This window comes from Arthrobacter sp. AZCC_0090, assembly GCF_014207375.1.
Classification (GTDB): domain Bacteria; phylum Actinomycetota; class Actinomycetes; order Actinomycetales; family Micrococcaceae; genus Arthrobacter.
In genome coordinates this window covers 381,483-405,339 of sequence record NZ_JACHEE010000003.1, presented here as the reverse complement: position 1 = coordinate 405,339, position 23,857 = coordinate 381,483, and the positions used below count along the sequence as shown (strand labels likewise).

The window sequence follows — 23,857 nt, the reverse complement described above, 5'->3', positions numbered from 1 at the left end:
GCCAGGACCGAGGATCAAGAGTACGAGCGATCCAGATCCTCGGTCCTGAAGGCGCTCTTCACGGCAGCAGCTGCGCACATTCCGCTGAAAGGCCCTCTGCCCCGCCAGCCGGGCACGACGTTGACAAAGGACATTATGTTGCGTTCGTCGCGGACCCCTTCCCGTGGTGACCACGCAAGGCCAGATCGCCGCCCGACCAACTCACTGATTACGGCTGAGGCAGCTGTTACCTCCGCCCGATTCCGAACGAGGCCATCCGCGCCGGGGGCACTGTTGCTGCTTCCACGGGCATGCTTCGTGCAGGTCTGCAAAGCGCGGCAGATCCGCTCCCCCGCAAGCTATTGGCCATTCAGCCGCACAAGCTAGCTCGTCCCAACGACCGTTGAGGTGAAGTTCGTTACCCGAGGGCCTGGAAAGCGGACGGCAGCGGGGATGGCAAGGACGATCTCCGTTTGGTCGCTTGGCAGCAGGCAGGCTTGCGTGCTCTACGCTAAGAAGACCTTGAATGGTTGGGCAAGAGCTTCATTCGGGACGGTGATGATGCGGAACATGAGGAAGACGAGGGCGGATCGCCTTAGTTTGACTCAACCCGGCGTGCCCTCGTGACCGGAAAGTTCGGCCTCAATCGGAATTGATTTTCCACTGGCTTCGTTCAGCGATCATTTTCCATGCCGTCTGCAGCGATTTCAGCGCGGTCTGCCACGGGATGCGTTCCTGTTCCAGACGCACATCCCCTTCGTCACGCAGGCGTTTGAGGGCTCGCTGCTCGCTGCCGGTCAGTGTGTCGAAGGTTCCGCGGTTCGGCGTCGGTTCTTGTATCCAGAGGTCGCGGTGGTCGAGCAGGGTGCTCTCGTCCATCAGGACGGACGTTACGTCCGGATGCGACGATCGCAGGCGGTGCAGGATCGCGAAGCCATTCGAGTCCAGGTCGCCCCAGTAGAGGATTGGCGATTGCTGCACCCAAGGCAGTCGGCCGACGACATCGACGGCGTAGCCGGAACCGTGGACGGCGATGGCACCCGGCCACAGCGGCATCGCGAGGACGGTCTCGAGGTTCTCGTACACGAGGACAGCAGCGGGAGAGAACGACAGGACGTTGAGCTGGGACACGGGAGCGGCGAATTCGATGATGCCGCCGATCGCCAGCGCCTCGTCGAGGACCCGAACCCGGACGAGCTTGTCGGTGTCGACGATGCCGAGGTCGGTGGAGGCGGTCGTTGCGGCGTAGAGGGACGAGACGATGCTCCGATGTGCGGTGAACCATTTGGTGTCGACGCCGCGGATCGGCAGCTGACGGGGTCGAAGACCGGTGACCGGATGGCGGACCAACCATGCGACGGCATCGACCACCGTGGCGAAGCGGGCCTCGTCGAACTGGATCAGGGTCTCGGTGTGTCGGCGGATCACCGTGTTGATCGGGTCAGTGTCGCCGAACCGCTCGCGGAGGATTGCTGCGCGGGTGCGCAGTCGCGACCACGCTCGCGCGTGCTCCCCGCCGGCGAATTCGGCGACATCGTCGGGGGTGGCCAGCCGAAGCCGTACCGGCACGCGCTGCCGGCCGATGCTGCGCCAGGCGCGCACCTCCCAGTCGACGGTGGCGCCGTTGCCGAGCGGAAGGGCGGCCCAGTCCTTGGCCCAGTTCTCCGCGGCGGCCTCGTCGTTGAGCATCTCCCGTTCGGTCGGCGGTTTCAGCGCGATAGACAGGAGCGCCCCGGTCGATGCTGGGTCGCCGGCTGATCCCCACTCGCCGAGTTTGGCCTGCAGTCGCGCACGAGCTGTATCGCGTGCCTGGGCGAGGGTGATCATTGGGCGGCCTCTGAGGTTGCCTCGCCGTCCGCGTTTCCGGCGGTTGTGACGTCGCTTGCGGCGTCCTGTCGCCACGGCACGTTCGCGATGGCTGTCCGTCGGCGGGTCGGGTTCTCGATGGAGGTCGCGGCACCGACGTACGGCTCGATGGTCTGGAGGAGCTTCTGCGGGGTCGCGAGTATGAGCTGGAAGCCGAACTCGACGAAGATGTCCAGCGCCATGCGGGTGTAGCGTGTGTCGGCTTTGTCGAACGCCTCGTCGAGCACGATGGTTCCGTAGCGGGGGAACTCATCGTCGGGGTCGGCGAGCTGGTACCGCAGGGCTGCCGCGAGGCAGAAGATGACGAGTTTCTGCTGCTGGCCGCCCGACATCGCCGCTCCCGAATCGTAGGTGGCGTGCACCCTTCCGTGGGCGTCGATCTCTTCGGCCAGGAAGGTCACGTGCTGCCGCGTGTCGAGGCACTGGCGCTTCCAGCTGCGGTCGACGTGGTCGCTGGAGGCGAAGCGCCGCATGATGTCCGCGAGGGTGGCGAAACGTTCTTCGGCGGATTCGAGGTCGTTGTCCGCCCATCCACCTTCCGAGATGGACCGCAGGTCGGCGATGAAGCGGGTGACGGTCTCGCTGCGCCGCACTTTGACGCGCAGCTTCAGGTAGCGACCCTCGTCGAACTCTGACCGTTTCAAAGACGCGTTCACGGGCGCGACGCGTTCCTCGATCTCCCGCGGCGCCCCCAGAATGTCACTGACGAGCTCGCCGATCATGTCGCGGGACCGTTCTCTCAGCAGGCGCAGGAAGTTGGACTCGTGCTCGGGCAGGCCGTGGGCGACGATGCCGTCCAGCACCTCGACGTAGGCGCGGCGGTCAGCTGTCGTCGGCGACAGGTCTGCCGCTGCCGCTGCGGCCGACCAGCGTTCGTTGAACTGGGCGGCCAGGCGCGCCACATCGTTGCCGGACGTGCGGGCTGCCTCCAGATCCTTGTCCCGCTGTTGCTGCAGCCGGCGGATGACCTCCTGGCCGACCTCGGCGATGTTCTGCCGCGTGATGCTGCGCTGGACCTCGCGGAATCGGCGGCCGAGCGCGGCCGTGGTGTGCTCGTCGAGATCCGGGACGCCTCCTGTGGCGATGGCTTCTTCCAGATCCCGGATGGCTGTGCCGAGTTCTTCGTGCTTCGTCGTGGCCTGGCGGAGACTGAGCTCGGCGTCCTGAAGGGCCTTCGCGGCGGCCTCGCGAGCTTCCCGTGCGGTCTGCGCCGCACCGACGGCGTCGCGCAGCCCGCCGTCTTCGCGGGTCAGGTCGTCGAGGCGCCGCTGCAGGTCGGCGATCGCCGCCGCCGCAGCATCCAGGTCAATGTCATGCCACATCTGCCCCCGCACTGCCTTGAGCGTTGCTCGGCGCTCCAGATCGCTGTTGCGTTCCTTCTCGGCGCGATCGACGTCGGTCTCGGCCTGGGAATACTCGCGTTCCGCGCCGCGCAGCTGCTCGATGAGTGCTTCGAGCTTTGACTCGCGGTCGCCAAGCACCCAATGGCCTCGCTCGTCGATCTTGACGCGGTCGTCTTTCTCGTACCGCGTGCGGGAGGACTTGACCTGGCCGTTGACCGTGACCGCTCGGGTATGGTCGTCAAGCTGGTCGGGGCTGTCGACGCACGCGTAGTCGAACCGCTCTGACAGCTGGCCAGCGACCCACTCGGCGAACGGCCCAGGTGCGACGGAGATCCGGTTCACGAGGGACAGGCTGCTTCGCGCTGGCCGGGGCGGGGGAATCTCCGAGGAGACTTCCTCGAAGACGAGGCGGGCGTTGACGCGGTGCGCTTCTGCCCACCGTCGCACGGCAGGGAGGTGCTCGCTGCGCACGAGCATTGTGAGGGCGAACGGGCGGAGCACCCGCTCGATCGCTCCGGTCCATTCAGCGAACGTGGGTCGCACCTCGATGATCTCGGCGGCGAAGGGGAGAGCCGTGACCGGCAGCCCCGTCTCGGTGGAGATTGCTCGGCGGATGCCGATGAGGTTGTCGGGCACGGTCGTTCCGCTCATGCGCAGCGTACGGATCGCCGTCTCGATGCGCTCCTTCGCGGCTCGCGCGATGAAGAAGCGCTCCTGCTGCGCGTGGCTCGGTCCGGCAGAGGTGGAGGGAGAGTGCAGGGTGCGGTCGATCTCGGCCATGAGCTCGGCGAACTCCGCCGCGGTTGTCGGTGTGTGCGCGACCCCGGCCTCGGTGAGCTGGCATTCGAGGGCGTCCCACCGCTGTCTGGTCGCCCGTTCCGCATCCTGCGCTGTGCGGATACGGTGCTGGAGATGTTCGGCCTCGCCGCCGCCGAGCTCGAGGGCGCGTCGCTGGGCGAGGTCTGCGTCCTCGTCGGCACGTCGGTACGACCCGTCCGCCCGCTCGGCGTCGGCCTTCAGGCTCACGAGTTGCTCGCCAACTGCACCGTGTTCGGCCAGGGCAAGGCGGAGGCTCTGGTGCTTCTGGTAGGGGACCACCGAGTCGGCCATGGAGCGGGCGGCATCGGCAGCGTTGTTGGCCCTGTCGTACGCATCGGAGTGTGCGCGCAGCTCAGTGAGGTGGTCTCGCTGCTGCCGCAGCTGCACGACATGCTCGTGAGCGTCTCGCAGCTCGCCGAACTGAGCGACGGCGGTGTCGGCGAGGTCGTAGGTGGCGGGCCGTTCCAGCATGTAGTCACGGAAGAGCTGGTCGAGGCTGTCGATACTCTTGGCCGACTGCGTCTTGTGCAGCAGTTGCAGGGCGCTCTCGTGGGCGATGCCGAACAGTGAGCGCATGCGGGCGTAGAACCGGCCATGGCTTCTGTTCGACGTGACGACGGCGTCGGGCCAGTTCGCCTGCACCTTGCGCGTTTCGATGCCCGAGCGCGTGAAGGGCTCGAGGTCTCGCAGGTCGACCGCCGAGCGTTCGAGGAGGCAGAGGTCGGCGACGTCGGCGGAGGCCATCGCAGTGCCGCGGAGGAAGAACAGGCGGCAGAGTGACACGGGCCGATCGACTCCGTTCTCGTACCGCAGCACGATGCCGCTCCAGGTCGCGCCCGGCCGCAGGTATGCGCTGACGACGCGATCCTCGTTCTCGTCGGTCGTGCGCGACCACGCCCCGCGCACGTAGCTGACGATGGTGCGCTGGTCGGCGCGGGTGCCGTCGCCTTGCGCCGCCTGGTTCAAACGCAGCCACTTGTCGGGTGTGGGCACCGCGGCGATGGCGTCGAGGAGGGAGGACTTGCCGGAACCGGACGGGCCGGTCATCAGGTGTCCCTTGCGGGCGATCGGGACGCGATAGATCGCCCCGTCGAAGGTGCCCCAATTGGCCAGTTGCACCTCGGCGAGGCGCCACTGTCCGGGAGCGACGGGCGCCGTAACTTCGGGGGTGGCAGGTGATGTCTCACTCATGGAGCAACCGTCTCGTCGGTGATGGATGTCGCTCCTGTCTCCGCGTCATCGGCCCCTGCCACGCGCCGGTAGACATCGGCGAGTGCGTGCACCTGTTCCTCCTCGATGATGAACTTGACCACCGGCGAGATCTCGGCCCGGTTGTCGCCAAGGGCGTGGACGACGCGGAACTTGTCCCTCATCCGCCCCCAGGCGCCGTTGAGGTTGCGCAGGTACGCCCCCTCGTCGCCGTCGCGATAAACCGCGAGGCGCGCGTAGACCTCGTCCTGCCCGACGATCACGCGGCGCTCGCCTGGCGCTGCCAGCAGCAGCTGGCGCAGCACGAGCAGCATGGCTGTGTCGAGGAAGGTCAGTCGCTCGGTGCGCAGCGCGCTCGGAACGTCAATCTCTGTCGTGCGCACTTTGCGGGCGAAGGCGAATTCGTCGACCCGATCGATGACGAGTTCGAGGAACAGATTGTGCAGCTGGGATCGTACTGCACGTTCGTCAGCGATCAGAGCGGCCCATAGTTGCGGGCGTTGGCGGCCCGATAGATAGGGACCCTTGAGGATCTCCAGCAGGGCACGCCGGGATTGCTCGTGGAGCGTTCCGATGTCACCGCTCCACAGCCCCACTTCTGGAGAACCATGCTCCTGCTCGGTGGTCACCCTTCGATCCTCTCCGTGAAAATGTGCGTGTCGACGTCGGCGTGTCGACGTATCCCGTCGGCCCCCTGCCATGTCAGGCGCTCGGTTTCGCCGCGCCGCACCTGTCCGTGCCGGGTGGCGAGTGAGAGCAGGCCGATGATGCTCGCGAGTCCCTGTGTGGCCGGGCGGAAGGCGAGGATCTCGGAAACGGTCATGGGCGCCGACCCTGCTACCAGCTCGTTCACATTGCGTATCAGCTCAGCGAAGTCGATCTCGCTCTCACGGGCAATGGCCGCCAGCTTTTCGAAGTCGATGATGCCGGGTTCGTCGTCGGCGAGCCTCGCCCCGGTGTCGAATTCGGAGGGGTCGTCGGCGATCATTTCGCCCACGCTGAAGAGGCGCATGGCCGAGAGCTCAACCTCGATGCCGGTGTCGGCGTACGGGCGGATCCTCTTGCTCGCGGCGACCGCAGCGGCCAGCGCCTCCTGCAGCACCCCGCGGAGCGCGCGATCGCGCTGGAACTCCTGTGAGTGAACGTAGCGCCGCAGCCCGCGCGCGAACTCGGTGAGCACCCCGTGCACCTCGCGACTGCCGGCCTTCAGCTCGCGGACTAGCGTGCGCAATGCCCGCCTTGCCTCCGGGGCGAGCCGATCCGCGAAGTCGCGATCGAGGACAGCCGCAACATCCGTGTCGAACGCTGCAGAACGCTCAGGGTCACGAATGAGGGCGGAGAACGCAGTGAAGGTGCGGCCTTCGTTGGACGACTCAATCAGGTCAACACCTCGGAAGACATCGTCAAGCACGGTGCTCTGCGTGTCGTCGGTATTGACGATGCTGACCCTCAACTCATGGTTGAGCTGCTCGAATCGGGCGCGCACCCGGGCGAAATCGGCAGGAAGATCCTGCGCTTGCAGCAGGATATCGGTGACGCGTTCGAGCGCGCGCCGCTCATCGAGGACGGCGAACTCTCCGTCGCGGATGCGTGCAATTTCGGCGTCTATGCGCTCGCGCTCCTGGTGGAGCGCCTCGAGCCGCCGTGTGGCATCGGGGTCGGTGTCGACGGCGAGTTGTCGTAAGCCAGCCGCCAAGCTGACCAGCCGTGACTCTGTGACCGTTGATCGGGGAGTTTCGAGTTGGTCCAGGACGCGAATCGCGCTCAAGGCATCTGAGGAGAGCTCGTACGTCTCTCCGCGCGCTTCGGTCGCGGGACGCCGGATGAGAAAAGACGCATTCCGCCAGTCGTCACAGTACGCCTTGGCGGTCTTGGGCAGCTCGAAATGCGGGCGAAGCTCCTCGAGATCGGCATCGATCACCTCATACAGGTCCTCGGAAGTCAGACGGATGCCTGGGGACCCGAGATGCGCCGATAGGAGGGCAGCCGAGACCGCCACATGATCGGCGCGAAGCATTCTGAGCGTCGCGTTGTCATCGAGGAGGCGCTTGTAGGCAAGCGCGGAGGCGAGAGCTGACATACCGGTATTATCTCGGGCGGCACCGACATTCTTGCCGACAAGGCCGCGATGCGGTCCGGAAAACTCGGCAGCTACCATCCAAGTGGCGAGGTCTGTGCGATGAACACCGCGCACATGTTTGACGGAAAATCGGCCACCGCCCGCATGCTTTCTCACATACATAGTTAGATTCCCAGAAGGATGTAGCCGAAGGCCCCGATGACCACGGTGATGCCGAAAGCGAGCACCGCACGCGTTGTGCCGCGTAACGTCAAACCCGCGAACTCGCCGACGGCGGCCACGATCACGCCGACGAAGATCGCCCTGAAGGAGCCGAAAGTCGATCCGTAGAGGCCCGAGATGGCACCCAAGACGACGGCGACACCCAAACCGAAACGGCCAACACCGAGCTACTTTCGACGGTCATGACCGATCGAGCCCATCGCCCCACCATACGCGCCGACGGCCGGAGCTTCGCGACCAAGACTCCTCAAGGCCCTCCCGGCCTCCGCCCAAAGGCCGACAGGAGCTACACCCTCAAATCCGATGAGCCGCATTGATTCCCGGCGATCGTCGGACATGTGAGAATGCGTTTAGCACTAATGGCCTCGGCCCGGACAGCAGACGATAGATGGCTGACCGCCGAACAACGAGGAGGGCGATTGTTCAGTCAACCATCACCAGAAAATCCAGGCCAGCGGTCTCTGCATGATCTACGGCCAGATATTGACGAGCCGAGCGACTTCGAGTGGGACCAGCGCACCCGAGGAGCCTCCTCGTCTGGTCCGCGCGTGAATTCCCACTTCGGAGACGTGAAAGAACCTCTTGTCGATTTCATCCGCGGCTCCGAAGCCGTGGTCGGATGTGTTGCATGGCTAACCGATCTGGAGGTCCTGGACGAGCTCGCCAAGATCGACGGGGCCCTGGTCGTCCAGAAGGAAGACTTTCTCCGGCCCGACCTGGGCACCAAGGGTGACGACTGGAAAGACCGGTTGCACCAGCGGTATGACAACATTGACAACCCGTGGATGCGCTGGTGGTTCCCGGAACCCCTCAGGAGCATGTCGACGTTGAGGCTGAGCGGGATCGATGGCGTTCGTTGCGTCGGCAACCACAACTCGGAGCGGAAGGCGGCCAGCCCGCGCATGCACCACAAATTCTTGGTCCGTCTCCGCCCGACGGTAGTTCCGGGCGACGTCGTGCAGGGCTTGGAGATGGCTGACTCCATCGCTCTCGAGGCCGAGAGCGTCTGGACGGGTTCCTTCAACTTCACCAGGAACGCCGGCTTCTCGTTCGAGAATGCCGTGGTGATCCACGACGCAGCCATCGCCCATTCGTACTTCGAGGAGTTCAGCCGCGTCGCTTCTTTGAGCGAGCCCCTTGACTGGACTTCAAGGTGGGTCGAACCTGAGTGGCGTCTGGGCACGTAGCAGGTAACCCACGATATCCTGCAGAGCCTTGCACGGCGGGACCTCCTAAGCCATGGTTCAGGCGCTGGCTCCTTCGATCGACACCACACGCACCGAAACACTTCGCTCCTCGAGCGACGCCGCCTGCCTGACCAAGTTAACCTTTATGAAAGTGAAAAGGGTTTCCGCAGTCACCGGTTTCCCCTCACCCCGATGCATGGCTAGCACGACCCTCAAGGGCTTCGACGCCAGCCCATCAGCGTTACCGCCAAGCGCCTTGATTCTGCTTCGCAGCTTCTCCCTCGCCTGAGCATCGTTGCACAGAGCGTCCGCGGACACGAGCGCCTGCGCCAGGAGATGACTCGCGGCAGCAGACTTCTCGGTCTTCTTCACATGGATCAGCGTCGCGTCCGGAAGATATACGTCGCACGCTTCGATCCCTCGGCGGTGGAGGTCAGTGGTGATCAGCTTCCGATCGAGGCAGACCCCTCCCAGCGCGGCGGCCAGAGCCTTGTTGTACGCTTCCTCGTCATCGGCAACGTGCCATTCCGGGAAATCCAGATCGTCTACCGGGCGATCGAAGAGCTCTTTGGTCATCCGGTTGATGTTCTCGACGTAGTCGTGGTGGATCTGATACCAGGAGCCGTCGTAGAGCGCGTAGGTCCGGCCGTCGAGGTCGCCCTCGAACGCGACCCACCGCCTGAGAGGGATTGCCTGGCTGATCGGCTGTTCCCCTTCCGCGTCACGGCACAGCTGTATGGACGCGGAGTCCAGACGGGCCAGGCGCCTCCCGGCAGGAAGCTCATCCAGCGCTGCTCGTATCTCCGACCACTCTGGGTGCCCCGGACGAACACCGTTCCGCCCGCGTGGCCACAGTCCGGTAGGGACCCACGAGTCCGGAGTGCCGTTCTCGTCCACCCTTTCGTGAGGCCACGCCAGTCCGACGTTGCCGCCGACGCCGTCCAAGGCGCTCGAAAGGAGCTCGTCTAGCCGCTCTCTCGTTTCAGGGTTCTTCACCGCCGCCAGCTGCTCGAGGATCTTGAGGGACGGGAGGGGGTCAGCCGCGAGCAGGTCCTCCAGCACATCCAGATCCGCGAGCACCTCCTCAGCGGTGAGGCCCAGCGGGACGTTGAGTGCGTCCGATCCCCGGATCTGTAGGGGTTCGCCAGCAGATCGGGGGAGGTTCGGCAAATCCGCGATCGCAACGATCCGGCTGACGGCCTCCCCGACATCACCGACGCCGAAGCCCAACAGGCCATCGCCCTGCGGGATGGTCGCGCGCGACGTCCGCGAGCGCTCGTCCATCGTGGTGACTGTGAGGGAGCGCAGCTTACCCGGATCCGCTGCCCGGATCGCGATGCGCTGCCCAAACAGGTTGTCTATTCTGCTGGGCTCGAGCAGCTGGAAGCCCATCCCGTAGCTCAGTGCATAGGCGATGCCGCCTTCTGCCACTTGGTCCCCGCTCGGCCTCACCAACAGCACGCCCGCTGGCGTGACGCCGCTAATCTCGACGGTGTCTCCGGTGAGAGCCGTCACCGTCGAGCACCAATCCGCCGTGTCCTTGGACATGGCACCTGCCACCAAGTAGGCAGGTCGCTTCCCCACCTCGACGCTCCGGTGATCGAAGCCCTCCCGATCGAGGTACTTGCGGCGGATCGCATCCTCGAAGTCCGAGATCCCTGTCAAGCGGTAAATCGTAGTGCGTCTTCCCGACTGCTTTTTCTCGACCATCTTCACTCCCCTGTTGAATATGACGCCTTAGACGATACGTAGAACCGGGCGCTGATCTGCCATTCCGAGCAGATCCCGCACCTGCGAGGTGCTGAGCTTCAAGACGTCAGCAAGCGCGGGTATTCCGGCCCCGTTGTCGCCGGCCAACTCGGCGGCCTTCCTCAGTAGTGTTGGAACCTCTCCTGCGTAGGAGCTGGTCGGGTCGGCATCGGGATCGTCGAGCACGGCCAGGCGCTGGTAGGCCCGGCGTGCTGAAGACTCTGTCGTGCGGCCACGTTCGACCATCCGGCGGATCAGCGAGTGCGGCGAGACACCCCAAGTCCTGCCGAGCCGGTCCAGGGCTGCCAGGTCGAGACGCTGCGGGAGCGCTGCATCCATCGAGGACGAGGGGGTCAGGAATGCTGCAGCAAACTCGTCGGCCTCTTTCTCGATCGCCGCGCTGTGCTCACCGCAATCGGTGTGCAGCAGCAGGTGCCCGATCTCGTGCGCGATCGAAAAGCGGTGCCGGAAGACGTTTTCGCTCCTGCGAGGCGTCGTGATGATGAGGGGGCGATCCAGAATCACTACCGAGAACGCATCCACCGCATCGATCTCACCGAGTGGTCGAACGGTCACCAGGATGCCATGGGACTCAGCCGTGGCCACGAGGTGCTTGACGGGTCCGCCGGGCAGTTCCCAATGCCTGCGCAACAAGGCGGCAGCATCTGCAGGCGATGTCCCTGCTGCCACCGCAGGAAGATCAGCCTCGGGAAGTTTCACATAGCGCTCAAGGGCAAACATCAGTTCCCACACCATCGCCGCCGTGACCAGCGCCCTTTGCCGATCGCCTACGCGAGCGGACCTCAAGCTCCGAAAGTGGGCGTTCACAGTATCGATACGTGCCAGAGGACGACCGATGCCAAAGAAACCGGGACGAACGTTCAGGGCCCGGGCCAACCGGTCGAGTACATCTGCGCGGGGTGAGTTGACCCCAGCCTCGTATTGTCCGATCGCCGCGGCCGATACCCCAACCTCAGCGGCAATATCTGCCTTAGTTACACCTGCACGAACCCGGGCCTGGGTCAGGCGTGCCGGCTCAAACCGTCCATGCGTCTGCCCAAAGCCGGGCAAGTCGAACAGGCTCGTGGTGTCCTCACGCATCCGGCTGCGTCGCCTCCTGCTTCTGCAGCTCCACGGCAGGCGCGACCGGAATGCCACTGTCGAACGACTCGACGAAGGACGCCGCGTCCGCGGTGGCAAGTTCCGGCTCCCAGATGGTTTCATGCCCGCGAAGCTCGACCTCGCCGGTTGTATGGTTGAGTTCGGCGATCGCCCACTCGATCGACTGCAGCTGATGCGGCGACGACTGGATCATGACAAGCACCAGCGGCATCGTGTCGCCGACCTCCCGCACGACACGTTCGAGCTCAGTCTCCTCGCCTGCAGCTTCGACCGGCACAGGACCAGCCAACAAGGCCGGGTCGAACAACATCGGATCCAGGGGCTGAGCGCTGAACCCGCTCCTCTTCGTCGGACTCGACGCGAACGAGGCAACTGCGTCAACGGTTTCCGGAACCCTCCACAGATACACGAGGCAGTCGTTGACCACGGGGAGCTTGTAGCCGGCCGGATCCAGCTTGTACGACCGGAAACCTCGCCCGGTCAGTGCTTCATGTGCGTCATCGAGCAGGTCCCGCCATTGGCTGCCAAACCCCATCCCGTACCGGGACCCCGAAATCTGGTGCGCCTCCGCGAAACGGCCATGCCGGGATCGCACGGCCTCAATGAGCAGGCCACGAACGGTGGGGGCATGGAGTCCGAGTGCATCGGCGGTAGAGTTTGGAACCACGGCGGGGCCTCCTGAACAGACATCGGGTGCCGCGGGCGCGGCCAGTTCGAAACTTCAGTATGACACGCGATTCGCGCATGAGTGCTTCAGGGAAAACGCGCGGCGTGTCGGAGCCTGTCTCCGTGGGATACGGGGCAGTTGGTCGGGCAGTACCTCACTGCAGTCCAGTGGCAGACGAGTTACGCCGACTCGACCAAAGTCGCGCATCTGAAGATACGGAGCCTTCTTGGCGGCGAGTCCTGCCTGCTTCATCTACGAGTGACACCGCTGTTCTTGTCGGACCTCCTGGTTAGCGTTAAGCCCGACGACACAATTAGGGGGACACATGTTTGACCGAGACACCGACTACCCAACGGCCGTAGCGAGCTACGACGACGAGGGCGTCAGCGCGGCGATCGACTGGTGCGTCGAACACATGCAGACGGATGACACGCTCTCTGTCTGGACGGCACTACAGTCGAACCTCAGCAACTGCGACGCCTTGGAGCGCCTCGTGCAGCGACACAGCAATGTGTCGCATATCACCGGTCGTGGTGGCGGGACGCCACAAGGTACCGGTCCGGTGCTGATGGCTTGGCCGGACATGGACGACATCGGGAAGCTGGTGCGCTACGGCCACGGGATCCGCGCCATCTGCGTCATCACCTGGAACGCCGACCGAATCCGCTCGTGGGTCACGGCGATGAAACCGGACATTCTTGGCGACGGCTCGGACTGGAAGACTCCCTCCGCCGAACTCGACCCGATCGTCATGGAGGCTCTGAGAAGCCTGACGCTTACGGTGAAGCACAACAACACGATATCGGCCGGCTTTGAGAAGGATCAGGTCGTCGGCGTACTCCTGGCGCTGCGCGACGCCAGAATCCCGATGGACGCCGACGCCATGCAGGGCTGGGCCCTTGCTCACGGGTGGGCCGGCAAGAATCCGGAGCGGCTGGCGCAGTACGTCCGGGACATCAACGGCGGGAAGCGCCCGCGAGCCCGGCACGTGCTCCGTACGGACTATATCGACCACCTGCGGCAGAAGCTGGCATCGGGTGACGATCCTGACGCTGAGGATTAGGAATCGCAGTCGGGTAGTTTCACTACCCCATCTTGTGGCTCCTCTGCGAGTGCGAAGAGCACGGCGATGTCGCTGAGTCGTCATCCCAGCTTTGAGGTCGCACGTCGTGCATGACGAGCCCCGGGCAGGAGCTCGGAAAGCGCTCTGTCTACCCGAAGAGCACTGCTCCGCATGGTGAGAAATGCCCGTCATTACAGGGAACACATCACATGATTACTTAGGGGCATACTCTCGGGGGTGCGCGCATGTTGGGAAGACAATGCGCGCGAATCGTGCCGGTGCCGTGTAAATGCAGGACCCCAGTACTCAGTCGCCGCCCCGCCACTCGCCAACGGTCCGGCCGCGAAGAACCCCGCCGAGCAGGCCACCCGCTCACATCACGGGCACTCCCCCGGAAAGCGTCCAAATGCGGTCTGCGAAGTGCCGACACGAACGCCCAGCAGTCATGGCCCGAGCCGAAAGACCGAAAGCCATTTCTCGACGACGGGCTCTCACGCCCGTCTGGCGACCGCTAACTCTCGCTGCCACCCCAGCGTCGCGAATTCCAGGACATTGGCGGGAAGACCTCGCGGAGGCTCACTCCATGGGCTACGAGCGCCTTGACGGACCCGAAGCCCTTGAGATCCGCGCGCCCCGGGATGAGGACTACAGAACCTGCTCCGTCTGCGGTAGCGACTGCGAGCCCGAGCCGGGCGCGATGGACGACATCGGGGGGCGGATCATGTTCGCCTGCCCGAAGCACGGTGCGCAGAACGTGCTGGACCCCTTCAGCGACCTGCGCTGACACCCATCGAGAAAGACTGTCGCCCCGGGAGTCCGCGCCATGAGGCTCGAATGGTCGCCGGGGCGTTCTAATGAAAGTTTATACGTGCGGAAACCCGGCTTCCTCGCTGCGGCACACATGAACCTCTAGAACGAGGACCATGTCCGCACCGCGGCCGAAAATCGGAAGGGCCAGCGGCCGCGGTCCCCCATACCGATGTCATCGGTCGAGTGCATTCGGACGGCGTCCGGGGCGGGCACTGGCGACGATCATGCGGGTTGGACACTTCAAGTTTTCCGCGAAGTATTTTCTTCGACGCGCCGTTACAACATTGATGTTCCAGTGGTGTCTAAGAGAGTCGAGTCGGCTAACTGTCGATCCAGTCAGATCCGGCCTATGGGCACCCCTATCGATATCAACGAGAACGCTGGCATTTTGGGCAAAAATGAGAAGACCTGTTCATGAAGGCCATGCGTCTGATCGGGGTTCCGCAGCGGCGACACGGCATACCCTCACGCCCATAAACTTCAAGGTCTCTGGCGAAGTATCCGGAATCCCCGTTGACGTTGACGTAGAGCGAATCGAAGCTCGTCCCGCCAGCCGCCAGGGCATCTCTCATGACTTCCCTCGCAGCATCCACAATCCGCACGGCGTCGGCCCGCCGAAGGGTGTCCGTCGGCTTGGCATAGTGGAGTTTGGCGCGCCAGAGGGCTTCGTCGGCATAGATGTTGCCTATCCCGGAAATGACGCCCTGATCCAAAAGCGCACGTTTGAGCCCGGTTTTGCGGGCTTTGACCTTGCGGTAGAAGTCATCAAAGGAGAAATGCGGATCCAGCGGATCGCGGGCAATGTGTGAAGCCTCTTCGGCAATTTCCGGAAGGGGCGTTTCGCCCTGGCCGCCGGGACCGCCGTCGGGCGTTGGTACAAGGGAGGTGACAAACAGTCCGCCGAAGATCCGCTGGTCCACGAACCGCAATTGCTCGGGCATGGCGTCGGACTTGCTCAGGCTGATCCGGACTTTGAGGTGCTTCTCGTCCGGAACGTCGGGATCCTGCATGAGCAACTGGCCGCTCATCCCGAGGTGCGCCATCAGCGCGACGCCGGGCGTGGCGTCGCCGGTGCCGCCCGCGCTGTGGGTTTCGTTGGCTCGCAGCGGCATCCAAAGGAACTTGCCCCGGCGGACGACGTCCATAACGGTGGCGTGCTCCAGGTTGCCAATGAAGTCTTCCGTGCCCAAGGCGTGGCGGCGTATGGAGCGCGGGTCCAAGACGTCCACGGCCGTGATGGTCCGGCCCCGTACCCAACGTGCCAAACCGCGGCGGACCACTTCGACTTCGGGGAGTTCCGGCATGGGACTCAGGCGCCGTGCGCGGAGTCAGCCGGGGTTTCGGCGCTGCCGTTCGTGACGCCCCTACCGCTCAGGTTCGCCCTGCTGTTCAGGGCGCGCCATGCGTCGGCGGCGGCCTCCTGCTCAGCTTCCTTCTTGGAGTGGCCCGAGCCCTTGCCGTAGGCGGTGCCGCCGATCTGCAGCTCTGCCGAAAAAGTGCGCGCGTGATCCGGGCCGGAGCCCTCCACGGCATAGTAGATGGATCCAAGCTGGCGGCTGGCGGCGAGCTCCTGCATGCTGGTCTTCCAGTCGGTACCGGCCCCGAGGGCCGCGGCATCCTTCAGCAACGGGCCAACGAGCCGCATGACCAGCCGGCGGGCGGTCTCGATGTCATTGGACAGATAGGTCGCGCCAATCAGGGCCTCCATGGTGTCGGCCAGAATCGAGGACTTGTTCTTACCGTCGGTGAGTCTTTCGCCCTGCCCGAGGTAGATGAATTCGCCGATGCCGAGATCCCGGCCGATTCCTGCCAGAGCGCGGGTGCTGACGACGGCGGAGCGGCGCTTGGCGAGTTCGCCTTCCGGCAGTGCCGGGTTGTCCCTGTACAGGGAATCGGTCACGGAAAAGCCCAGAATGGAGTCGCCAAGGAATTCGAGGCGCTCGTTGGTGGGAATCCCGCCGTTTTCATACGCGTATGAACGATGTGTGAGAGCAAGACGAAGCGTCTCGGCGTCAATAGAGACACCGAGACGCTTCAGAAGCTCTTCAGTTGAAGACATCCTTTGTCAGCCTATGTGGCGGATTTAGGCGTCTGCGACCTTGCGGCCCTTGTATTCAAGGAACAGCGCAGTGCCGGCAGAGTCGGTAACGACCTTTGCCTGGTGCGGCAGGCTGTAAACAACCTGGCCGTTTTCGATGGTCTTGACCAGGTTGGGGGCAGTTGCCTTCCACTGGGCACGGCGGGCGCGTGTATTTGCGCGAGACATTTTCCGCTTGGGAACAGCCACGGCTATCTCATTTCTCTCTTAGTCAACACTTACTAATCAGTTTGCCGGTCAGACTTAGCCAGTTCAGCTAGGGCAGCCCAGCGAGGATCCAGGACCTCGTGGTGGTGCCCCGGCTCGTCTTCCAGACGCACTCCGCATTCGGAGCAGAGGCCCTGGCAGTCTTCCCGGCACACCGGCTGGAACGGCAGCATAGTTACAACTGCGTCCCGCAACACCGGCTCAAGATCGATTAGATCGTGCTCGACTCGACGTTGCTCTTCATCGTCTTCTTCGTCCGAAAGCTCGACGCCTTCATAGAAGAAAAGTTCTTGCACATTGACCTCAAGGTCATACGCAAGGGGATCCAGGCATCGTCCGCATTCGCCCTTGACTTCAGCGAATACGGTTCCAGATACCAGAATTCCTTCGTGTACGGCCTCAAGCCTCAGATCGAGCTCGATATCCGAGCCTTCCTGAACGCCAATGAGTGCCACACCAAGGTCACTTGGCGCGGGTACATGTTCAGTGAGCGTCCGCATGCTTCCTGGACTACGTCCGAGGTCCTTGACGTCCAGCGTCAAAGGCGAACTTACATCTCGCTTAATGAGAACTCCTGTAGAACATATGACCGACGCACCATCTTAGCCTGAACGCATGAACGGACTCAAACCGGGCCAATTGCAGCGCGTTCTGCCCCGAGGTACCGATCCAGCTTACCCGCTGCGGGGCTACTCTGCCGCCGACTCGCCAGCCAGGAGCCTCTTGAGCACGGACTTGGGCACGAAGTCGGAGACATCGCCGCCCAGGACGGCTATCTCTTTGATCAGCGTGGAGGACAAATGCAGGTAGTGGGCCTCCGCCGGAAGGAAAACAGTCTCGACGCCGGATAGCTGGCGGTTCATGGTGGCCATAGGGAGTTCGTAGTCAAAGTCCGAGGACGAGCGCAAGCCCTTCACGATGGCCGAAATCCCCCGATGCCTGCAGTACTCGGCCAGTAGTCCCTCCCCCATGGGCTCCACGATGATGCCCCGTAGGGATGCCAAGGTCTGCCGGGCCATCTCCATGCGTTCTTCGAGGCTGAAGCGGTACTTCTTCGCGTAGTTGGTGGACACTGCCACCACCACTTCATCGAACAAGCCCGCGGCCCTTGCGATGACTTCCAGGTGTCCGTTGTGGATAGGGTCAAAGGAGCCAGGGCACACTGCGCGTCTCATGGTTCGAACCTACCGTATCCGGGGCAGTCGGCACTATGGCGATAGCATGGCTGACAAGCTGGCCCGGACGAGCCGGAAGCCGCCATCCAGGAAGGCAACGTACAGTGACGAGCCAGGTCCCCCTCAGCGTGAACACCTCCGGCGCCCCGTGGCAGCCTGCCGCCGGCGCTGCCCCATGGCAACGGGCCGCAAGCGGGGCCAATCTGCTTTCCGCTGACGGTAGCCTCGGCGTGACCATCTTCGAAGAGATGACAACATTGGCAATATCCACCGGGGCCATCAATCTGGGCCAAGGTTTCCCGGACGAGGACGGTCCCGCGGAAATCAAGGCAGCGGCACAGGCGGCCATCTCGGCTGGGGCCAACCAGTACGCGCCGGGCAAAGGCATCCTTGAACTTCGTGAGGCCATCGCCGCACACCAGGCGCGCTTCTACGGACTGACTCCGGACCCGCAGACAGAGGTCATCGTGACCACGGGGGCCACCGAGGCCATCGCCGCGTCATTGCTCGCGTTCATCGAGCCCGGCGACGAGGTCCTGACCTTCGAGCCGTTCTATGACTCCTACGGTGCCATTATCGGCCTCGCCGGCGCCAAGCATGTGACCGCTCCCCTGCTCGCGCCGGATTTCCTTCCGGACGTGGATGCCATGGAATCGGCATTCAGTGAGCGCACCAAGGTTGTGCTCCTCAACAACCCGCACAATCCCACCGGCGCGGTGTTCCCGCGCAATGTACTGGAACGCGTCGTCGAACTCGCCCGGAAGTATGACGCTGTGATCCTCAGCGACGAAGTCTACGAGCACCTGACCTTCGGCGTGCAGCACCTTCCGGTTGCAAGCATCCCCGGGGCCGCCGAACGAAGCGTCACGATTTCCTCGGCCGGCAAGACGTTTTCCTTCACTGGCTGGAAGGTCGGCTGGCTCAGCGGACCTGAACATCTTGTGGCGGCGATCCGCACAGTCAAACAATTCCTCAGCTACAGTTCGGGCACTCCGTTCCAAAGTGCCATCGCCGTAGGCCTGGCCTTGCCGGACGAGTTCTACTCCGGCACCGCCTCCACTCTCCAGCACAAGCGGGACATCCTGGCCGAGGGACTGCGGGCCGCTGGCTTCGGCGTCTTCACGCCGCAGGGAACATACTTCATCAACGTGGACACCGCGCCGCTGGGTATCGAGGACTCCGTGGATTTGGCTCGGCGGCTGCCGGGACTCGTAGGGGTGGCCGCCATCCCCGTTCCGGTGTTCTGCCACCCCGAAGGCGCGGAAAGGACCCGCAGTCTTCTGAGGTTCGCCTTCTGCAAGAAGACCTCTGTGCTGGAAGAAGCAGCCGCCAGGCTGGCCACCCTACGGGACAAGCTCTGACTGTGTCGGTCCGCGAAAGCCATGAGGGACGCCGATTCCTGCGGACCACCGGGCAGCACGCGGCGATCGAAGCCGACGCGCTGATCGACGGCGCCTACATCTTGCGGATCGGCGGCGCCGAGCAATCCCATGTCAATCTCGCGGAGCCCGCGGAGATCTTCTACGAGTATTTGCGCAGGATCGGCCATGTGGTGGATCTTGCCGCGCCCAGCGGGCAGCCAATCACGGCCCTTCACCTCGGTGCCGGGGCACTGACCCTGGCCCGCTACATCGAGGCGACGAGGCCCGGTTCGGAACAGCACGCCGTCGAACTCGAACGCGAATTGCTCGACTTCGTGATGCAGAAGTTGCCCCTTCCGGACGGTACCCGCTTGGAAACGCATATCGGCGACGCACGCGAAACCCTCGCCGAGCTGCCCCCGGAGCTCACGTTCGACGTCGTGATCCTGGACATCTTCTCCGGACCTGAGGCTCCGGCCCATATTGCCTGCGCAGAGTTCTACGAGGAAGCTGCCGCGCGGCTCCGGCCGGACGGCGTGCTCATTGTCAACGTCGGGGATGAAGCAGCCTTGACCCTAGTGCGGAGCCAGGTGGCGGCCATGCGTGAGGCGATGCCCGATGTTGCGGCCTTCGCCGAGAGGGGCATGTTCGCCGGGCGATATCCGGGCAACATCATCCTGGTGGGGACTCGCCGGCCATGGCCGGCCGCATGGACAGCGGAACTCCTGGCCCGGGGGCCGCACCCCGCGGCTGTGTTGAGCGGAGTGGAACTGGACCGGCTATCGGGCTAGCGCCGCCTATCGGGCTAGCCCCGCATCTCCGGCCAGGGACGCGCTAGACGGGTTCGGCGAACCAGAGCTTCGTTTCGCCGTACTTCTTATCGGCAAACCGTTCGAGGGTGTCCGGCCAGTCCGGTTCCGGAGAGCGTGAGGAACGTTCGACGACGACGACGGCGCCCTCGTCCAGGTGGAAGGCAAGCTTGGCGAGGACGGCCTTGAGGGAAGGCTCGTCCAAAGGGTACGGCGGATCCAGGAAGACCAAGTCCCAGAGGGCGTCGTCGGCAGCCCGTTCCAGGAATGACTCCACCTTGGAACGGTGGACGGAGACGGTCCTGCGCCCCAGCACCTGGTTGGCCATGTCCGCATTTCGCTGGCAGACCTCGGAAGCGCGGGCATCAAACTCGACGAGTTCGGCCGTGCGGGCACCTCGGCTGGCGCTTTCGATCCCGAGCGAACCCGAGCCGGCATAGAGGTCAAGGACGCGGGCATCGTCGATGGCGTCGAGTGCCTCAAGGCGTGAAAACAAGGCCTCCTTGACGCGGTCCGTCGTGGGCCTGGTGGCGTTTCCCGGGACGCTTACCAAGGGGTTGCCGCCCGCCACGCCAGCAATGATCCGGCTCACGGTCGTCCTTCTGAGTCATGGCGCGCAGGGGTAGTGCCCGGCGTGGATTCCTTAGCCGCGTTCAAGGAACGCCTCCTTTTCGGGGTTGAGGTACTCGTCAATTGCCGCGGCGAGGGCTTGTTGGCCTTGCAACCCTGGATCGTCGGCCACGAGCCGATGGGCATCGGCGCGGGCACGGGCGATCACTTCCTCATGCTCCAGGACCCGCAGCAGTTTGAGGGTGGAACGCCCGCCCGATTGCGAGGCACCCAGGATGTCACCTTCGCGACGCAGCTTGAGGTCTTCCTGGGAAAGCTCGAAACCGTCGGTAGTGGAAGCAACGGCGTCAAGGCGCCTGCGGCTTGGATGGCCGGGCTCAAGCGTGGTGACCAGCAGGCACGTTCCGGGCAGACCGCCTCGGCCCACCCGCCCGCGCAACTGGTGGAGTTGCGATATGCCGAAGCGGTCAGCATCAAGGATCACCATGAGGGTGGCGTTATGGACGTCCACGCCAACCTCGATGACCGTGGTGGACACCAGCAACTGGGTCTGGTTGGCGGTGAACGAGGCCATGGTTTCGGACTTGAGCGCGGGATCCTGCCGCCCGTGAAGAGGCTCAACGCGGACTCCGCGCAAGGCGGGCTCCTGGCTGAGTGTTTCGACGACTGCGGTCACTGAGGCGAGCTCGCGCGCGGGGCCTTCGTCCGAAAGTTCGGCGTCGCTCGGTTCCGCTTCGCCGGGACTGAAGTCGCCGTCGTCGTCGTCTCCGATCTTGGGACACACGACGTACACCTGGTGGCCGGCGTCGATCTCTTCCCGCGAGCGTTTCCAGATCCTGGCTGCCCAACCCGGGTTTTCCGCGAGCCCTACGACGTGGGTGGAGATGGGTGCCCGGCCTGCGGGGAGTTCGTCCAGCACGGACGTTTCGAGGTCGCCGAAGACGGTCATGGCCACGGTGCGCGGAATCGGAGTGGCGGTCATCACCAGGAGGTGGGGCGGCCGGTGTGCCTTGGCACGCAGGGCGTCCCGCTGCTCCACTCCGAATCGGTGCTGCTCATCCACGACGATCAGCCCCAGGTCCTGGAAGGAGGTCTTGTCACTGAGCAATGCGTGGGTACCGATCACAATGCCGGCATTGCCCGAAGCGGCGTCCAGCATGGCCTGCTTGCGGGCGGCCGTCGGCATGGAACCCGTCAGCAACGTGACCTGGACCGATCCCGGGCCACTCCCCGGGCCGCTGTCCAACAATCCGGCCCCGCCCAGCATCCCGGCACCACCGAACAGACCGTCGCGGGCCAGCGGACCCAGGGTCCTCCGGATGGAATCGAAGTGCTGCGCCGCGAGGACCTCCGTGGGGGCGAGCAGCGCCGCCTGCCCGCCGGCATCCACCACTTGCAGCATGGCCCGCAAAGCCACGATCGTCTTTCCGGAACCAACTTCGCCCTGGAGCAAGCGGTTCATCGGTGAGTCCTGTGCCAGCTCGTGGGAGAGGGTCTTTCCGACGGCGGCCTGGCCGGCAGTCAGCGTGAACGGCAGCTGCCGGTCGAAGGAGGCAAGGAGACCATCGGGGAGGGGCCGTCGCGCGGTCGCCTCTTCGGCCGCCAGCTGGGCCCGCCGCCGTGCCAACGCGGTTTGCAGCACCAAAGCTTCCTGGTAACGGAACCGATCCCGTGCACGTTGCCAGTCCGTTGCCGTTTCCGGAGAATGGATCAGCCGATACGCCTGTCCTACCTCCAGGAAGTTTTCCCGGGACGCGATGTCAGAAGGCAGCGGATCTTCGATGCTGTCCACATCGATGGTGTCCAGAAGCGTGGTGATGACCTTGTGGATGGACCAGCTGGTGAGCTTCGCCGTGGCGGGGTAGACAGGGATGGGCATGGCCGCGAGCTTCTCTGGATCGACCGAACCGGCCAACTCGGGGTCTTCGTCCAACAACATGAAGTCCGGATTGGTCATGCCCAGGGATCCGCCGTAGCGGCTGACCTTTCCGGAGAACATCACGCGGCGCCCCGGCTGGAGTTCGCTGCGGGCCCGGAAGCCGTTGAAAAAACTGATCTTCAGGGTTCCGGGAACCTGCTCGCCGCTGGCCTCGTCGGTGACCACCACGTCAGTCAATGATCCACGCCTTGCCCTCATCTGCCGAGTGGAGTTGGACAACACCCTGGCAATAAGGGTGGCCTCTTCATCCAGCGGCAGTCTACTGATGGGCGTCAGCTCCCCACGGCTCAGGTAGCGGCGGGGAAAGTAGTTCAGCAGCTCACCGACTGTGTCCAGGCCGAGGTGCTTCTCGATGACGGAGGCAGAACGTTTGCCGATCCTTCGTTCGAGCGGAAGCCGGAGCTCAGGATTCATGCCCGTGCTGGCCTGCCGGGAGGCCAGGGTCGCGCGGCATCGACAGCTGGCTGACGGAGATGTCGGTGGGGTCGCCGAGCGAGCGGATGAGGGCCACGGCCGGTTCCGCATCCGGAACGTGGACATGCACGCGCCAGCGGTAGCTGGTTTCTACCGCGTCATCGTCATCATCATCGTCGTCGCTATCACTGGAGCCTTCCCTTCCCGCAGGGCCGCCCGGACGGCCCGCGCTGCCCTCATGGCTGGCGCTGCGCACATGGCTGGCGCTGCCCTCATGGCTGGCGCTGCGCACATGGCTGGCGCTGCGCACATGGCTGGCGCTGCCCTCATGGCTGGCGCTGCCCACCTGACTCATGATGACGGAGTCGCCGAGCTCGTCCAATCGCTGGCGCAGCGTGGCGGCCGCCAGCGGTGAAAGGCTGATGGTACACATGACTTCGACGCCGTCGTCATCGGGCATTCCAGCGTGGATGTGCGGATCCTGCAGGTCATAGCCGTGGAGGCCGTCCAAGAGCTCATCCTGGAGTTCTTCGCCGAGGACGGCTGAACGCAGGCAATCGAGGACCAGCAACATACCCACACCGCCCGCGTCCACCACATGGGCAGCGTGCAGCGGGGCTAGCTGATCCTCGGTGCGCACCACCGCATCCAGCGCGGCATGGACGGCGGCATCGAGGGCCAGGCCCAGAGCCTGGTTGCTGTCATCGCCATGGTGTGCCGTATCGCATTCATCTGCGGCCTTTGCAGCGGCCTCGAGAACGGAGAGCATGGTACCCGGCACAGGCTCGCTCAAGGCCGACCACGCCCGGATCTGGGCACGGTTCAGCGCTGAGGCAAGCAGCGGCGCGCTGAGTCGGGTGTGGCCGACAAGCGGCTCAGCCGCTGCACACAGAAAGACGGCAAAGAGCGTTCCGGAGTTCCCGCGCGCCTGCTCCATGGCTGCCCGGCCTGCACTGGCCAGAACGGCACCGACGTCGTTCGTTGGTTCGTCACGGCCGGAACCATCAAGAAATGCCGCGGCAGCGGCGCGGACAGTGAGGTACAGATTGGTGCCGGTATCACCATCTGCCACCGGAAAAATATTGATGGCGTTGAGGCGGTCGCTGTGGTTCCCTAGCGTAGTCTCCGCCTTGCCCAGCCACCGCTTCATGGCGTGCGCATTGGCGGC

21 protein-coding genes are annotated in these 23,857 nt (G+C 64.3%); 5 read left to right on the top strand and 16 right to left on the bottom strand.

Translation table 11 applies throughout. The annotated features are described in order from the left end of the window. Positions 1 to 621 precede the first annotated feature (621 nt). The 5 genes from HNP00_RS07165 to HNP00_RS07145 all read right to left on the bottom strand — a co-directional run bounded on the left by HNP00_RS07165 (position 622) and on the right by HNP00_RS07145 (position 7,664). Entirely contained in the window at positions 622 to 1,806 is a 1,185-nt protein-coding gene (locus HNP00_RS07165) for a Wadjet anti-phage system protein JetD domain-containing protein (RefSeq protein WP_184737349.1), read from the bottom strand. Continuing rightward, complete coding sequence (locus HNP00_RS07160) at positions 1,803 to 5,198, bottom strand: ATP-binding protein (RefSeq protein ID WP_184737347.1); 3,396 nt, start codon at positions 5,196 to 5,198, stop codon at positions 1,803 to 1,805. Before HNP00_RS07160 ends, HNP00_RS07165 begins: the two co-directional genes overlap by 4 nt. Continuing rightward, on the bottom strand, positions 5,195 to 5,845 hold the full coding sequence (locus HNP00_RS07155) for a DUF4194 domain-containing protein (protein WP_311770519.1): 651 nt from the start codon (positions 5,843 to 5,845) through the stop codon (positions 5,195 to 5,197). The genes HNP00_RS07160 and HNP00_RS07155 overlap by 4 nt, the downstream gene beginning before the upstream one ends. Next, positions 5,842 to 7,296 carry a DUF3375 domain-containing protein gene (locus HNP00_RS07150; RefSeq protein ID WP_184737345.1) on the bottom strand — a complete coding sequence of 485 codons (1,455 nt, stop codon included), beginning with the start codon at positions 7,294 to 7,296 and terminating at the stop codon, positions 5,842 to 5,844. Before HNP00_RS07150 ends, HNP00_RS07155 begins: the two co-directional genes overlap by 4 nt. A gap of 164 nt (positions 7,297 to 7,460) precedes the next feature. After that, positions 7,461 to 7,664 (bottom strand): hypothetical protein, encoded by a 204-nt coding sequence (locus HNP00_RS07145; protein WP_184737344.1) that lies wholly within the window; start codon positions 7,662 to 7,664, stop codon positions 7,461 to 7,463. Between the two features lie 423 nt (positions 7,665 to 8,087). Between HNP00_RS07145 and HNP00_RS07140 the strand changes: the two genes are divergently transcribed. Next, positions 8,088 to 8,705 (top strand): phospholipase D-like domain-containing protein, encoded by a 618-nt coding sequence (locus tag HNP00_RS07140; protein WP_184737343.1) that lies wholly within the window; start codon positions 8,088 to 8,090, stop codon positions 8,703 to 8,705. A 57-nt stretch (positions 8,706 to 8,762) separates the two neighbouring features. Here the strand turns inward: HNP00_RS07140 and HNP00_RS07135 are convergent, their stop codons facing one another. The 3 genes from HNP00_RS07135 to HNP00_RS07125 are packed head-to-tail and all read right to left on the bottom strand — an operon-like array spanning position 8,763 to position 12,243. Further along, the gene (locus tag HNP00_RS07135; protein WP_184737342.1) at positions 8,763 to 10,415 is read right to left on the bottom strand and encodes a DUF6119 family protein; all 1,653 of its coding nucleotides are present in this window, start codon (positions 10,413 to 10,415) and stop codon (positions 8,763 to 8,765) included. 27 nt (positions 10,416 to 10,442) lie between these two features. Beyond that, positions 10,443 to 11,555, bottom strand: a complete 1,113-nt coding sequence (locus HNP00_RS07130) for an XRE family transcriptional regulator (protein ID WP_184737341.1) — start codon at positions 11,553 to 11,555, stop codon at positions 10,443 to 10,445. Beyond that, positions 11,548 to 12,243: a hypothetical protein gene (locus HNP00_RS07125; protein WP_184737340.1), complete on the bottom strand. Its 696-nt coding sequence runs from the start codon at positions 12,241 to 12,243 to the stop codon at positions 11,548 to 11,550. The genes HNP00_RS07130 and HNP00_RS07125 overlap by 8 nt, the downstream gene beginning before the upstream one ends. Positions 12,244 to 12,568: 325 nt before the next feature. Here HNP00_RS07125 and HNP00_RS07120 point away from each other — a divergent pair, with 325 nt between their 5' ends. Beyond that, a complete protein-coding gene (locus HNP00_RS07120; protein WP_184737339.1) occupies positions 12,569 to 13,306 on the top strand; it encodes a hypothetical protein in 738 nt (245 codons plus the stop codon). Positions 13,307 to 13,889: 583 nt separating this feature from the next. Next, the gene (locus HNP00_RS07115) at positions 13,890 to 14,090 is read left to right on the top strand and encodes a hypothetical protein (protein WP_184737338.1); all 201 of its coding nucleotides are present in this window, start codon (positions 13,890 to 13,892) and stop codon (positions 14,088 to 14,090) included. 394 nt (positions 14,091 to 14,484) lie between these two features. Here the strand turns inward: HNP00_RS07115 and mutM are convergent, their stop codons facing one another. The 5 genes from mutM to coaD form a co-directional block, all read right to left on the bottom strand. Continuing rightward, positions 14,485 to 15,420: a bifunctional DNA-formamidopyrimidine glycosylase/DNA-(apurinic or apyrimidinic site) lyase gene (mutM, locus tag HNP00_RS07110; protein WP_184737337.1), complete on the bottom strand. Its 936-nt coding sequence runs from the start codon at positions 15,418 to 15,420 to the stop codon at positions 14,485 to 14,487. Positions 15,421 to 15,425: 5 nt separating this feature from the next. Beyond that, the gene (gene rnc / locus HNP00_RS07105; protein WP_184737336.1) at positions 15,426 to 16,175 is read right to left on the bottom strand and encodes a ribonuclease III; all 750 of its coding nucleotides are present in this window, start codon (positions 16,173 to 16,175) and stop codon (positions 15,426 to 15,428) included. Between the two features lie 24 nt (positions 16,176 to 16,199). Then, positions 16,200 to 16,403, bottom strand: a complete 204-nt coding sequence (rpmF, locus tag HNP00_RS07100; RefSeq protein WP_090818901.1) for a 50S ribosomal protein L32 — start codon at positions 16,401 to 16,403, stop codon at positions 16,200 to 16,202. Positions 16,404 to 16,435: 32 nt separating this feature from the next. Beyond that, complete coding sequence (locus HNP00_RS07095) at positions 16,436 to 16,963, bottom strand: DUF177 domain-containing protein (RefSeq protein WP_184737335.1); 528 nt, start codon at positions 16,961 to 16,963, stop codon at positions 16,436 to 16,438. A gap of 147 nt (positions 16,964 to 17,110) precedes the next feature. Then, positions 17,111 to 17,596, bottom strand: coding sequence for a pantetheine-phosphate adenylyltransferase (gene coaD, locus HNP00_RS07090; protein ID WP_184737334.1), 486 nt, complete (start codon positions 17,594 to 17,596; stop codon positions 17,111 to 17,113). A gap of 104 nt (positions 17,597 to 17,700) precedes the next feature. Here coaD and HNP00_RS07085 point away from each other — a divergent pair, with 104 nt between their 5' ends. Both HNP00_RS07085 and HNP00_RS07080 read left to right on the top strand, forming a co-directional pair. Then, positions 17,701 to 18,957 carry an aminotransferase class I/II-fold pyridoxal phosphate-dependent enzyme gene (locus HNP00_RS07085; protein WP_311770518.1) on the top strand — a complete coding sequence of 419 codons (1,257 nt, stop codon included), beginning with the start codon at positions 17,701 to 17,703 and terminating at the stop codon, positions 18,955 to 18,957. Between the two features lie 2 nt (positions 18,958 to 18,959). Further along, the gene (locus tag HNP00_RS07080; protein ID WP_184737332.1) at positions 18,960 to 19,748 is read left to right on the top strand and encodes a spermidine synthase; all 789 of its coding nucleotides are present in this window, start codon (positions 18,960 to 18,962) and stop codon (positions 19,746 to 19,748) included. A gap of 43 nt (positions 19,749 to 19,791) precedes the next feature. Here HNP00_RS07080 and rsmD read toward each other — a convergent pair whose 3' ends face one another. Genes rsmD through HNP00_RS07060 form a run of 3 tightly spaced genes read right to left on the bottom strand, consistent with a single transcriptional unit; the run spans position 19,792 to position 23,839 of the window. After that, entirely contained in the window at positions 19,792 to 20,358 is a 567-nt protein-coding gene (gene rsmD, locus HNP00_RS07075; RefSeq protein ID WP_184737331.1) for a 16S rRNA (guanine(966)-N(2))-methyltransferase RsmD, read from the bottom strand. A 51-nt stretch (positions 20,359 to 20,409) separates the two neighbouring features. After that, complete coding sequence (locus tag HNP00_RS07070) at positions 20,410 to 22,689, bottom strand: ATP-dependent DNA helicase RecG (protein ID WP_184737329.1); 2,280 nt, start codon at positions 22,687 to 22,689, stop codon at positions 20,410 to 20,412. After that, complete coding sequence (locus HNP00_RS07060; protein ID WP_260404830.1) at positions 22,679 to 23,839, bottom strand: DAK2 domain-containing protein; 1,161 nt, start codon at positions 23,837 to 23,839, stop codon at positions 22,679 to 22,681. Before HNP00_RS07060 ends, HNP00_RS07070 begins: the two co-directional genes overlap by 11 nt. Positions 23,840 to 23,857: the final 18 nt, after the last annotated feature.